Annotated in this window: 8 protein-coding genes and 1 pseudogene; all 9 read left to right on the top strand. The window is 49.3% G+C overall.

Translation table 11 applies throughout. The annotated features are described in order from the left end of the window. Window positions 1-2,063 (top strand): annotated as a pseudogene (locus FD28_RS13305) (hypothetical protein); the annotation flags it as partial. Window positions 2,064-2,427: 364 nt separating this feature from the next. Continuing rightward, window positions 2,428-3,351, top strand: coding sequence for a glycine--tRNA ligase subunit alpha (glyQ, locus tag FD28_RS03495; RefSeq protein WP_057732637.1), 924 nt, complete (start codon window positions 2,428-2,430; stop codon window positions 3,349-3,351). Continuing rightward, window positions 3,351-5,426: a glycine--tRNA ligase subunit beta gene (gene glyS, locus FD28_RS03490; protein ID WP_057732635.1), complete on the top strand. Its 2,076-nt coding sequence runs from the start codon at window positions 3,351-3,353 to the stop codon at window positions 5,424-5,426. Before glyQ ends, glyS begins: the two co-directional genes overlap by 1 nt. A gap of 139 nt (window positions 5,427-5,565) precedes the next feature. Further along, window positions 5,566-5,718: a hypothetical protein gene (locus tag FD28_RS13195; protein WP_157059830.1), complete on the top strand. Its 153-nt coding sequence runs from the start codon at window positions 5,566-5,568 to the stop codon at window positions 5,716-5,718. Between the two features lie 37 nt (window positions 5,719-5,755). Next, window positions 5,756-6,091, top strand: coding sequence for a hypothetical protein (locus tag FD28_RS03485; protein WP_157059829.1), 336 nt, complete (start codon window positions 5,756-5,758; stop codon window positions 6,089-6,091). Window positions 6,092-6,307: 216 nt separating this feature from the next. Beyond that, window positions 6,308-8,155, top strand: a complete 1,848-nt coding sequence (dnaG, locus tag FD28_RS03480; protein WP_057732630.1) for a DNA primase — start codon at window positions 6,308-6,310, stop codon at window positions 8,153-8,155. Between the two features lie 10 nt (window positions 8,156-8,165). Next, window positions 8,166-9,296, top strand: coding sequence for an RNA polymerase sigma factor RpoD (rpoD, locus tag FD28_RS03475; protein WP_420806188.1), 1,131 nt, complete (start codon window positions 8,166-8,168; stop codon window positions 9,294-9,296). Between the two features lie 559 nt (window positions 9,297-9,855). Continuing rightward, window positions 9,856-10,374, top strand: coding sequence for an RrF2 family transcriptional regulator (locus FD28_RS03470; RefSeq protein WP_057732627.1), 519 nt, complete (start codon window positions 9,856-9,858; stop codon window positions 10,372-10,374). A 131-nt stretch (window positions 10,375-10,505) separates the two neighbouring features. After that, window positions 10,506-13,781 carry an MMPL family transporter gene (locus tag FD28_RS03465; RefSeq protein WP_235806842.1) on the top strand — a complete coding sequence of 1,092 codons (3,276 nt, stop codon included), beginning with the start codon at window positions 10,506-10,508 and terminating at the stop codon, window positions 13,779-13,781. The last annotated feature ends 20 nt before the right edge of the window (window positions 13,782-13,801 follow it).

Below are 13,801 nucleotides of genomic sequence, written 5' to 3'. Positions count from 1 at the left end.
GTAAAGGCCCGGTTTCCCGGGCCTTTACTGTACAATTTAACTTTCAACCTTTAGATTTAGATTACGAATTCGATAAGGTGGGGTTCAACCAGCGTATCCGGCTAGTAATTGTGGAAACAATGCATCCGGAAAAGATCGCGCCGTGGTCTGAACAGAACACAGTTTTGGCGATTAAAAACTTGGGAAAGCAGATTTTAGCAGACGACAAAATCAGTTTTCGCTATTTGGCTTCATTGCCTAAAAATGCCACGCCATTGCTTGCATTCAAGGAACTTAAACAAACAGTTTTAACCTTTGATCAGGCCATTACAGCGGGGATTACTACGGACATGTTACTGATGTTGCTCATCAAACAGATGAAACAAGGACAGGTAGACGTTGATGGTGGTTATAAAAATAACTGCGCAACCAGCGACCTGTATCTGGTTCCAAAATGGTCAGCGAAAGGTAACTTCCAAGTGGCCGTTAAAGTTGACATCAAAAATCATGTCTTGCAGCTGCATACTAAGACGTTCAAGAAGACACTTGAAAAACGGGGCTTTGGATTAGTCGGCAGTTGTCTTAAATGGTTACCCAAAAGCAATGGGCAGCCGCTATTTAAAACGGGTGGCGTCAAAAATCACCGCCATTTGACCCCCTTCCTGTCAGTGGAAGAGCTTGATCAATTTGAAAAAACAAAAATTGGCATGATGAACGACTTGATTATGGGGTTAAGTGAGCAGTTCTCTGAGTACTTCAAAATACTGCCAACACCGTGTGAGGTACCACTCATTCATTATCAGCGACCTAAGCTGTCCTCGGCTGATCAGGTATGGCAAGTGTTGCGTGAGAATCAGCTTCACTTCGTTGCCAGTTCTGAACAACCTGATATCCTCAAAATGACCCGTTTTCTACAAGAAAAGGCTGACAAGAGTGCCAAATTAAAGGAACTTAAAATAAGCAGCACTGCAGGCTTGCAGCCCGTAGATGGCCTGAATATTCAAGTTGTCGCGGATATAGATGACCGTCACTACATTTGCGGTTCTGATGAGCGGGTCATTCAGCATCTGACCCTGACTAATTTTTCGCAACTTATGTTGAACGATAAACAAGATGATCTATTGGCTGACAAGTCGTTTCAAATGATGTTATATCAACTGGTGATTAAGCGCGAGGTTATGACAGCGCAGTTACAGATTCCCTCTGAGGCCGAGATATCCGCTGCTTCACAGTTTCAATATTTATTGCTGGATAATTTGGCTGACAAGAAGGAGGAACCGTGTCTTCAGGTTACCCGATTAACGATCTCTGCTGCTGGAAAGTTAGCCTTTGAGAAGGCCATTTTTAGAGAGTCTGAAGCGGCCAATACCGAGCTACTAAAGACGGCTCGCCAAATCTGGGAATCAGCGAAACATAGACGCAGCGACTTGGTGGGCGCCATTCAGCGTCGGGAAACCCTTTTTACCATTTACGGGACGGATTTGATTACCGTACCCGATATGCCTAAGTTAAAAGCCCACTTGGTCGCAGGTGAAGGAGAAAACAGAGTTTTACGTCGTGATCTCATCAATAGCGCGCAAACCATGCTAACCGATAAATCGGGGCAAGAACAGCTCATTCAAAAGTTAAAAAACCTTGATCAGACAACCATGACGGTTCAGCAGGTCAAGCAGGCGCTCAAACCCCGATGGAAGGCCGGCATTATGCGCGAGTATAATAATCAATTTTTCAAAGACACAGGCGTTTGGCTGCATATTCCAATCCGTCAACGGCGATTTGATGCTTATTGGGCGGGCCTATACGGAATGGGTTTGCTAGAATTACAGGGACGATACTATTATTTTGTGGGCAATCATCAGTTGATTAAGAAAAAACAGGCACGGGCCATTCCTCTCAAACAAATCGAGGCTTTGGATAGTTCGCAGCCTAGAACGGATATCCAAACCATTTTCCAAGCATTTGAATCTCTATTACAGGTTAACTTTGTTCGATTTAAGCAATATACGGTGGTGCCATTTCCATTCAAGTATATTCGGGAATACCTTGATTTGGAGCGCCATCGTGAGCAGGAAAAGACCCAGTAAAATATGTGTAAAGTCATGCAGTAAATGTACGAAACACATTGACATCCCCGCCCCAGACGGCTATGATAAAACACAGTTAAATAAGTCGATTATGATGAATGAGAGTCATACCATCATTGGTTTAGCGAGTTCGGGATAGTGGAAGCCGAATCCAGTATGGTGTGAGTTGGCACATTCGGAGTCGTTTCCAAGTAAGCTGCTAGTCATTGACTAGAAGTAGGGTGGAACCGCGAAATTAAAATTCGTCCCTACGTGAATTTGCCTCGGTGAATTCTCGTAGGGATTTTTTGCGCGCTTATTTGTTTAATCGGTCAACCAGCTGGCGGTCCGTCAACTGGCAACCACACAAGGAGGAACTGCACCCATGACAGAAAAACTGTCCATGCAAGCAATCATTTTAAAGTTACAACAGTATTGGTCTGCACAAGGTTGCATGCTGATGCAAGCTTACGATACTGAAAAAGGGGCCGGTACCATGAGTCCCTACACGTTCTTACGGGCAATCGGTCCAGAACCTTGGAACGCCGCTTACGTTGAACCTTCCCGCCGGCCAGCCGATGGTCGTTACGGGGAAAACCCTAACCGGTTATACCAACATCACCAATTCCAAGTGATCATGAAGCCTTCACCCGACAACATTCAAGAACTTTACCTGAACAGTTTGCGTGAATTGGGCATCGATCCTTTGGAACACGATATCCGTTTCGTTGAAGATAACTGGGAGAACCCATCCATGGGTTGTGCCGGTGTTGGTTGGGAAGTCTGGTTGGACGGGATGGAAATCACCCAGTTCACTTACTTCCAAGTCGTTGGGGGAATGGAAGTTGATCCCGTAACCTCCGAAGTTACCTATGGTTTGGAACGGTTAGCTTCTTACGTTCAAGACGTCAACTCCGTCTTTGACCTCGAATGGGCCGATGGCGTGAAGTATGGTGACATCTTCAAGGAACCAGAATACGAACACTCCAAGTACAGTTTTGAAGAAAGCGACCAAGACATGTTGCTGCGGCACTTCGACGAATACGAAGCCGAAGCCAAGAAGCAAATCGCTAACGGCTTGGTCCACCCAGCTTACGACTACATCTTGAAGTGTAGCCACACCTTTAACCTGCTGGATGCGCGCGGTGCCGTTTCTGTTACGGAACGTGCCGGCTACCTTTCTCGGATTCGGAACATGGCACGCGCCGTGGCACGGGCCTTCGTCTCCGAACGGAAGAAGCGTGGCTTCCCGTTGGTTAAGGACGAGAAGTTACGGGGAAAATTATTAGCTGATGAGGAGGCCAAATAATGGCACACACATTTTTACTTGAAATTGGTTTGGAAGAAATGCCTGCCCACGTGGTAACGCCAGCCATTAAGCAACTGGTTAAGCGGACAGTGGACTACTTGAAGGAACAACGCGTGGACTACGCCGAAATTAAGCCATTCTCGACGCCCCGTCGTTTGGCTATCCTAATCAGTGGCTTGGCAGATAAGCAAGAAGATATCAGCGAAACCGTCAAAGGTCCCGCTAAGAAGATCGCCCAAGACACTGATGGTAACTGGACGAAGGCCGCTATCGGGTTTACCCGTGGTCAAGGCCTGACACCCGATGACATTACGTTTAAGGAAATTAAGGGGACGGAATACGTCTTCGTTGACAAGTTCATTGCCGGCGAACCCGTGGCCACTGTTTTGGCTGGGTTGCGTGACATTATCATGGCCATGACGTTCCCAACCATGATGAAGTGGAGCACCCATCATTTCCAATACATTCGGCCAATTCGCTGGATGGTGGCCTTATTAGATGACCAGGTCATTCCATTCACGATTCTGGATGTGACGACTGGTCGGAGCACCCGCGGTCACCGTTTCTTGGGTAAAGAGATTGACCTGGCCACGGCTGCCGATTACGAAGAGAGTTTGACGAGCCAATTTGTCATTGCTGACGCTGACAAGCGTAAGGCTTTGATTAAGAAGCAAATCAACAAGTTGGCTGCTGATAACGACTGGACGGTCGACATTGATGCCGGTTTGTTGGAAGAAGTGAACAACCTGGTCGAATGGCCAACTGCCTTTGCCGGTAGCTTTGACGACAAGTACCTGACTATCCCCGATGAAGTTCTCATCACGTCAATGCGGGATCACCAACGGTTCTTCTACGCCCGAGATGCTTCTGGCAAGCTGTTGCCCGTCTTCATCTCCGTACGGAACGGAACGGATCATGACTTGCAGAACGTGGTTGCCGGAAACGAAAAGGTTCTGACGGCGCGCCTGGAAGATGCCATGTTCTTCTACACGGAAGACCAAAAGAAGACGATTACCGATTACGTTGAGCGGTTAAAGACCGTTAGCTTCCATGATAAGATCAGCACGATGGCTGAAAAGATGGATCGCGTTAAGGCAATCGTCACGGTCTTAGCTAAGCACCTGAACTTAAACGATGCCCAAACCAAGGCTGCACTGCGGGCCAGTGAAATCTACAAGTTTGACCTGGTTACCGGAATGGTCGGCGAATTTGCCGAACTGCAAGGGGTCATGGGTGAAAAGTACGCCTTACTTGGCGGCGAAGATCCAGCCGTTGCTCAAGCGATTCGCGAACACTACGAACCTATCTCGGCTGATGGTGCTTTGCCAGAATCCGTTCCTGGCGCTGTTTTGGCCTTGGCTGACAAGTTCGATAGCATCCTGACCTTCTTCGCTGCGGGGATGATTCCTAGCGGTTCCAACGACCCTTACGCTTTGCGGCGTCAGGCAACGGGGATCGTCCGGATCGCTAAGGATCAGAACTGGGCCTTACCAGTTGCTGAATTAGCTAGCGACTTCATCGCCGCTGAATCTACTGCCAACGTGGCACCAGATCTGGATCAAAACAGCCAGATTCAAGCCGTCGTTGACTTCGTCAAGGACCGGATTCGGAAGATTTTGCGTTCCGCTAAGCAACGTCACGATATCATTGACGCCGTGACTAACGGTAGTAGCAGTGACGTCTTGCGGATCTTCACGGCTGCCGATATCTTGGCTAGCCACGCTGACGATGCCAACTTCAAGGCCGTGATTGAATCCTTGACGCGGGTCATTCGTTTGGCACAAAAGGCACCAGCCGAATTGGCAGATGCCACGGTTGATCCTAAGCTGTTTGAAAATGACAGCGAAGGTGCCTTGGATCAAGGCGTTGCGGAAGTAGCCACGGCTGCCGATAAGGGCTTAAATGACCTCTACGCAGCGCTGGCTGATATCCAGCCAACGATTGCCGCTTACTTCGAGGCGACGATGGTCATGGACAAGAACGATGCTGTCCGGAATAACCGGTTGACTGAATTGAGTAAGTTAGCCAACCTGGCCTTAGGCTTAGGTGATTTGGATCAATTAATTGTTAAATAAATTTAGTGTGTTGAGAACCGGCTCCGTAATTGGGGCCGGTTTTTTTGTAGGGATGTGGCCAGAGACCGAGTTTGGCAACGGCTTTGAGAATACCGGAGCGAAATAGTAGCTGAATATTGGCTAATCTGCCATCATAACCATGAAAGTGGGTGGGATGGATGCTATTGCCAAATTTTACGGGAGTCACGTTAGGTTACCAAGTGGTAAGCTGGGGATGTATTGGCGCGAGTTGGTGGTTTCAGTTGAAAGCCATAACGTGGTGGACTATCCAGCCAGTTCGCTCATTCAGTGAGTTGACCATTTTTTCAGCATTGGCCGTCAGTTTGGTGATGCTAACGTCCCAAATCAAAATGGTTGCGTGGCCCGGTGCAGCGGACTTGAGCCATGATTTAAGCTTCATCTTCCTATTCTATTCAGCTTTGTTGCTGCTTCTACCGCGCGCGGTGACGGTCACTGGCCTGAATACGCCAGCTGGCAGGACCGGCCTGATTTGCATGGGAGTGGCCATCTTTATTGGTTATTTACCACCGGATGGGATCAATATTCCGCGGAACGTTCCTTGGCGTGAAGATTACCCGTTAATTCAGAGAACGCTGATAAAATTGGGGAGAGTTGTTTTGATCCTAGGTGGGGTGGCCGCGATTGTTGCCGGTCGGGGGAATTAGGGAGGCGTTTAACTTCCATCTTCGCTTTGAAAAGTGTAGATTTGATGGTGAACATGCCGGTGAGCTATAAAAGTTGACAACGCCCCCATAGGTGGTATCATATATAGTGTATTTTTGCGCACGATTTCTAATTAAAGAGTCGCACTTTTCGGGTTTCCGGGGTGCGACTTTTCAAGGCTATGGTGAGTAAACAGGAACACGTAAGGGAGTGATTGGTTGGCGAAGATACCCGAAGACGTGATTGAAACGGTTCGGACGGCCACAAACATTGCGGACGTTGTCGGCCAGTACGTGCAACTGAAGAAATCCGGTAAGAATTTATTTGGTTTATGTCCCTTCCATGAAGAGCGGACGCCTTCGTTTTCCGTGTCGGAAGACAAGCAGATTTTTCACTGTTTCAGCTGTGGACGCGGTGGCAACGTGTTTAAGTTCTTGATGGAACTGGAGCACGTCACCTTTCCCGAGGCAGTGGTTAAGGTTGCGGACTTTAGTCATGTCGATCTTGACAGCGAGTATCGCCAGGATGCGGCTGGCCCGGCAGTAGATTCTAAGACGGGGCAGCTGCTGGCATTGCATGAGCAGGCCGCTAAGCTGTACCATCACATCTTAGTCAACACCGAGATGGGTCAGCCGGCTTTGGATTATCTGCATGATCGGGGATTAACCGATGAGACGATCGAAACCTATCAGTTAGGCTTTGCGCCAGGACAGCGGTTGCTCAAACCCTTCTTTGATCAACGTCAGAGCGATTATCAGCTGTTACGGCAGTCTGGGTTGTTCATTGAGAACGCACAGGGTGAGCTACGTGACCGGTTCACGGAACGGGTGATGTTTCCGCTACGGAATGCCAGTGGCCATGTCGCCGCATTCTCCGGACGATTGCTGAAAAAGGCTGACGACCAACCGAAGTATTTAAACAGCCCTGAAACCACATTATTTAATAAGAGTAAGCTGTTATTCAACTTCGATTTGGCCCGGCCAGCAATTCGTCAGGCTGGTGAGGTGACGCTGTTTGAAGGGTATATGGATGTGATCTCTGCCACCCAAGCGGGGGTTAAGAATGGGATTGCGTCCATGGGAACTAGCCTGACCACCGAGCAAATTTACGCCGTCGAGCGCACCACGGACAAGCTCAATGTCTGTTATGATGGGGATGAACCCGGACAACGGGCCATTGATCGCGCGTTACGTTTGTTGGGGCAGCATAGTCATTTGCAGCTCAGTGTGATTCAGCTCCCCGAGGGACAAGACCCAGATGAGTATCGAAAAGCACACGGTGATGAGGCGTTTCGCCAGATGCTGGTCTCAGCTAAGGAGCCGCCGCTACAGTTTCAGATGCGTTTCTTGCGTCGCAATCGGGCGCTAGAGACCGATAGTGAGCGGCTGGCGTACGTCAATCAAGTACTGCCACTGTTGGCTCAGGTCAAGGAGCCCGTCGAGTTGGATATGTACCTCGGTCAACTTGCCACTGAATTTCAGATTGACAAGTCGGCGCTGACGGCGCAGCTCAAGCAAGTGCAGCGTGATTCGGCGGCGCAACAGGAGCGGCAACGTCCCACGGCGCCAATGCCGGCACCAACCAATGAACCACCAGTGACCGTGCATCAACAGCGACGTCCACTGAATCGATTGGAACGGGCGGAGCGCAACTTGCTTTACCGCTGCTTACACGATCGCAACGTGTGGGCAAAGCTGACCGGCGTTGCCGACTTCAGCTTTGTGCATGACGATTATCAGATTATTTACACCTTGGCCCAGGGTTATTTTCAGAATCATCAAGTGTATCAAACCGCGCAGTTCACGGACTTCATTCAAGAAGACCGCCTGCAACAGCTGGTCATTGATCTCGAAACGACAACAAATATGTCCGCGGCGGTCACCCCGCGAGAGATCGATGATTATTTAGCGGTAATTATGGATGAGGCGCCGGTCGAGGCGCAGCTCCGACAGAAGAAAAATCAACTGACGGAAGCCTCGCGATTAGGCGATGCCGACCGACAGCGACAACTCGTTGTTGAGATTGTCCAGTTGGAACGACAGCGTCAGGCGAACAAGCAAGTTTAATCTAGGGGGTATTTTAATGGCAAAAAAGACCACGGATCAACCAATGTTTGATCAAAAAGCATACAACAAAACGGTGCGCGCTTTGATTAAAGATAACAAGAAGGTTGGGAGCATCACTTACGATGACCTAGCTGATAAGGTCGCAACACCATACACGCTGGATGCTAAGCAGATGGACAAGTTACTTGAAACCATTTCAGATGCTGGGATCAGTGTGGTTGATGCTAAGGGTGAGCCAGACCCACGGGCCGTTAAAGCCCAAAAGGCCGTTTCAAAGAAGGAATTAAAGGACGCTGGTACCACCACCGGGGTTAAGATCAATGATCCCGTGCGGATGTACCTGAAGGAAATTGGTCGGGTCAACCTGTTAACGGCGGACCAAGAAGTGGCCTTAGCCTTACGGATTGAAAACGGTGAAGAAGAAGCCAAGCAAGAATTGGCCGAAGCCAACTTACGGTTGGTGGTTTCCATCGCTAAGCGTTACGTGGGTCGGGGGATGCAATTCCTGGATCTGATTCAAGAAGGGAACATGGGGCTGATGAAGGCCGTCGAAAAGTTCGACTACCGGAAAGGGTTCAAGTTCTCCACGTACGCCACTTGGTGGATTCGTCAGGCGATTACACGGGCGATTGCTGACCAAGCACGGACCATTCGGATTCCCGTGCACATGGTTGAAACCATTAACAAGTTGATCCGGATTCAACGGCAACTTCTCCAAGACTTAGGGCGGGAACCAACGCCTGAAGAAATTGGGGCCGAAATGGATATGCCAACGGAAAAGGTTCGCGAAATCTTGAAGATTGCGCAAGAACCCGTTTCTTTGGAAACGCCAATTGGTGAAGAGGATGACTCTCATTTAGGGGACTTCATCGAAGACCAAGACGCCACGAGTCCTGCCGATCACGCCGCTTACGAATTACTGAAGGAACAGTTGGAAAGTGTCCTGGACACGCTGACTGATCGGGAAGAAAACGTCTTGCGGTTACGGTTTGGGCTGGACGATGGCCGGACGCGGACTTTGGAAGAAGTCGGCAAGGTCTTCGGGGTTACCCGTGAACGGATTCGTCAGATCGAAGCCAAGGCCTTACGGAAGCTGCGCCATCCATCACGGAGCAAGCAGTTGAAGGATTTCTTGGAATAATTAAATTGACTTGAGGAAAGGGTCTCTCGAGACCGCAGTCGGTAGGACTGTGGTCTTGGGGGACCCTTTTTGAATGGAAGGGGGTTAATGCGTGTTCATGTGGACGGTGTCGTAGGAGCTGATTTGTGAAAATGGATAGTGCCTGTAGATGCTATTGAGAGATGATGGATTGAAAACAAACACCAATAATGAGGCTGCACACGCGAATAAACCGCAAAAAAGTTTTAAACGGGTGACGTTTTCAGACAATCTCGAAAATGTGAAAACATCATAGTAACAGAGCAGGTAATCGTGAGAAAGCAACCTCACGAATGAGAATTGCGTAAACTGCCGGTTAGATGCGTTCGATTCAAGTTTAACCGTAAAACTTGTGAATAAAAGTAGTTTCTATATTACGTCGTTTATAGTATAGTTGCATCGGGTAGATGGTATCGTTTACATGATGAAAACGTTCGATTAACCCTATTTTATTGCCATAAAAGTCTTGAAAAACTGCTTAAAGGGGATATAATGTATCTCGTTTAAAACTTAAGAGAGACTAAGGGAAAGGGGGTGCATCGTGAAGACCAAACCAAGTTTAGAGCAGGCCTTCTGCATCGTTGCGCTTTTAGGAATTCAAGATCTAAAAGTCCCGCTACATAGTCATCTGGTAGCAGAACGATTGGATATTTCAACAAGTTATTTGAAAAAGATTGTTCAAAAATTAGCGGCTGGCGGCATCGTGAAGACCGTTTCTGGTCGCGATGGTGGCATTGTTTTAACTAAAGATCCGTTGAAAATAACCCTCTTGGATATTTTCAATGCCATTGAGGGAACCACACCATTTGTGCACAATACGGGGCTGGCATCGAAGGTTTTTGGACTAGATCAGAAGGAAGCTTTCATAAAAACTTATGAATTGGAAGACTTCAAGGACACCCGACCAGTCGCAAACGTTTTGGGAATTTTTTCCCAAGCGGAAGACCGTTTTCGACAAGAACTGGCCACACTGGCCATTGGTGACGTGTTACCGACCACGGGAAATCAATCCCTCCAACTGGATTGGACGAAGTGGCTAACGCGTAAAACAGCAGAATAGTGACGACTGAACGGAATTAAGTGTTAGACAGAGCACCCAATAACTGTGACAACAGTCGAGTCAGTCGTTTGAAATAAAAAACAAGCTTCAAGCATCATTAAAATTGTCGAGGAGGTTTCACCGTGCGCTGGATGAATAAGCATTACATCTGGAACGTTATCGGATGGCTGATTATCGTGATCTTGGCCATCGTAACGATTCCTAACATGAGTAAATTGGTGGCGGACAAGGGCCAGATTACGGTTCCCAGCAGTTACCAAAGTTCCCGGGCAACGACCATGCAAGATAAGTGGGGCCGCTCGCAACGGGGAACAACGGCGGTGGTGGTGGTTTTCAACAATGGTAATTCTAAGTTAACCAGTGCTCAGAATTCCCAAATTGATCAGACCATCAATCGCATCAAAGATCATAAGAACCAATATGAAATTCGCGCGATTACGGCGGCTAGCGATAGCTCTACGGCCGCTTCGCAGTTGATTTCAAAGGACAAGAGTACACAGTTACTACAGCTGAATGTTCACAAGTCTTCCAGCCATTCGGTGACGGAGATTCGTGATCAAGTCACGAAATTAGCCAAAACTAGTGGTGTGAAGACTTACGTGACCGGGGCGGATGTCTTAAACCAAGACTTCTCCGATGCCACGCAGGCTGGGGTGCAAAAGACGGAAATTATTGCGGCCATCTTCATTTTCTTGGTCCTATGGCTCGTCTTCCGTTCGCCAGTCACACCGTTATTCTCACTGCTAACGGTGGCCGTGTCCGTCATCACGTCCATTTCCGTGGTGGCCAACCTGGTCGACCGGTTCAACTTCCCGTTCTCTAACTTTACGGAAGTCTTTATCGTCATCGTGCTGTTCGGGATTGGGACCGACTACAACATTCTTTTGTATAACGAGTTCCGAGAGCGGCTAGCGAGTGGCAAGGACAGGTACACCGCGACCAAGGAAGCCACTAAGGTTGGTGGCCGAACCGTGCTGTATTCCGGTCTGTCTGTTCTCATTGGGATGAGTGTGTTAGGCTTTGCCAACTTCTCCCTGTACCGTTCGGCGGTCGGAATTGCCGTTGGGGTTGTGGTCTTGCTGGCCGTTCTCCTGACACTGAACCCCTTCTTTATGGCCGTCTTTGGTCCGCACATGTTTTGGCCGATTAAGAAGTTCCAAGGCGAAGGCGACAGTCGCCTCTGGCACGGCATGGCCAAGCACGCCATGATTCGGCCAGTTATCACCTTGATTCTGACCGGAATCGTCTTTATTCCGTTGGCGCTGACGTCTCACGGGGCGTTAAATTACGATAACTTGGTGGAAATTGGCGATAACGTGCCAGCCAAGCAAGGGTTCAAGGTCGTTCAACAGCATTTCTCCAAGGGAACCGCTGAACCAACGACGATTTACATTCAAAGCAAGGATAAGATGGACAACGAAAAGACGTTACTGGTCGTTGACCGTTTAACCAAGCAATTACAACAGACCGAGGGTGTCAAGACGGTTGCTTCCGCCACACAACCAGGTGGGAAGGCCATCAAGAAGCTTTACGTCCGGAACCAAATGAGTGACGTCACGACCGGCTTGGTTAAGGCCCAACAAGGGGTTAACAAGGTTAACAAAGGGTTACAATCAGCAAATAGCTCACTCAGCAAACAAAACGTCAGTGGTGCCGTTAAGGATGCGAATGAATTGGCGACGGGGGCTAAGAAAGTTAGCTCCGGGACACAACGACTTCAAAGCGGGATCGCACAAGTTTCAACTGGTGTAAATCAATTGAACAGTCAAGTTTCTTCGTCTTCTGGTGGCAAACAAGCCGCGCAGTTGGCCCAATTGGAAGCCGCTTTACCACAACTGAATGCGGCAATTCAGCAGTTGAATACGCAGGTTTCCGCAAATTCGACCAGTACCAGCGGCGTGACAAGTTCTTTAACCACCATTAAGACCAGCACACAAGATATCGCGTCACAACTGGCCAAATTAGAGAACGCAACGAGTAACTTACCAAGTATGAGTGCGAGTTCGGTTGCCGGCGCGTTTAGCCAGCAGGGTGTGCCATTGTCGGCCGCTCAAAAGCAGGTCTTAGCCGGAATCCTTCAACAGCAAAGTGCGGCTCAGAGTGCGTTGAAAGCAACGCTGAGCACCTCATTGAAGCAAATCGGAAGTGACGCCACGTCGATCGGTGCCGCCGATCAGACGGTAGCTAGCCAACTGCAGACGCTCCAAGGGTCAACCAGTCAATTGCAGTCAGCCGTGGCCGAATTGGCACGGAATTCCGGGCAAGTCATCCCGGGGGCCACTCTGGCCTTGCAACAAGCCGGGAGTCAGTCAACCCAGTTAGCGGCTGCTACCGGCAAGCTGTCTGGGGCGATGTTTAGCATGAACAGTCAGATGCCAGCCTTGGTTTCAGGTGCCAATCAGGTTGCAGCCGGTAACCAAACCATGGCTGAAAAATTGGCTGCCATGAGTAAACAGCTGACGGCATTGCGGAAGGGCTTAACTTCTGCCAGCACTGGTCTCACGCAAGTGTCAACTGGTGTCGGCACGGCGAACACGTACCTGAAGGGCTTGCAGAAGTCCGCAGCGGCGGAAACGTTCTACATCCCAAGCAAGCAGTTGCACGGCAGTTCGTTTAAGCCGGCGTTGAAGACTTACATGTCACCGGACCGAAAGATTACCAAGCTGACGGTTGTCCTGGACGATGATCCGAGTTCAGCGGCTGCCATGGCACGCCTGCCGAAGCTCGAAAAGGTGGTTAACGGTGCCTTGGCCGGAACGACACTGAAGAATGCCGAGGTTGCCTTTGGCGGGAACACGTCACAGACCAACGACATCAACGATATGGCTTCCAGTGACTTTACCCGAACGGTCATCATCATGTTGGCCGGGATCTTCGTTGCCTTGATGGTCGTCACCCGTTCATTGGTTCAGCCAATCGTGATCGAAGGGATTTTGGTCGTTGCCTACTCTGGCGCATTGACCATCGTTCACTGGTTGGTGGACCCACTGTTGGGGACGGACATGTTGACATGGAACACACCATTCTTCACGTTTGTCATGCTGATCTCACTTGGGGTCGACTACTCGATCTTCCTGATGCGTAAGTACCGTGAGTTCTTACACGAGCCAGGTGCAACGAGTGAGAAGATGTTACGAGCCGCAACCGTGATTGGGACGGTCGTGCTCTCTGCTGGGGTTATCCTCAGTGGGACATTTGCCGCGTTGATTCCGTCAGGGGTCATGACGCTGATTCAGATTGCCTTAGCCGTGATCATCGGGATTATCCTGCTGGTCATCCTATTGCCAATCGTGATGCCAGCCGTCATGAAGATTACCTACCCGTACCCGTATTCTAAAATGGCACGGGCCCAAAATGAGGCGGATGAGGAACGTGAAAGCACGCCTTCTCGTCGACAAAAGAAATAATAATTGAACGCAGTTTTATT

The organism is Levilactobacillus hammesii DSM 16381 (assembly GCF_001434395.1).
Lineage (GTDB): Bacteria > Bacillota > Bacilli > Lactobacillales > Lactobacillaceae > Levilactobacillus > Levilactobacillus hammesii.
This window is presented reverse-complemented; position numbering and strand designations above follow the sequence as displayed.

Coding starts and splice junctions, on each gene's coding strand:
- glyS (WP_057732635.1), top strand. CDS start 3,351: ATGGCACACACATTTTTACTTGAAATTGGTTTGGAAGAAATGCCTGCC.
- FD28_RS13195 (WP_157059830.1), top strand. CDS start 5,566: ATGAAAGTGGGTGGGATGGATGCTATTGCCAAATTTTACGGGAGTCAC.
- glyQ (WP_057732637.1), top strand. CDS start 2,428: ATGACAGAAAAACTGTCCATGCAAGCAATCATTTTAAAGTTACAACAG.
- FD28_RS03485 (WP_157059829.1), top strand. CDS start 5,756: ATGCTAACGTCCCAAATCAAAATGGTTGCGTGGCCCGGTGCAGCGGAC.
- FD28_RS03465 (WP_235806842.1), top strand. CDS start 10,506: ATGAATAAGCATTACATCTGGAACGTTATCGGATGGCTGATTATCGTG.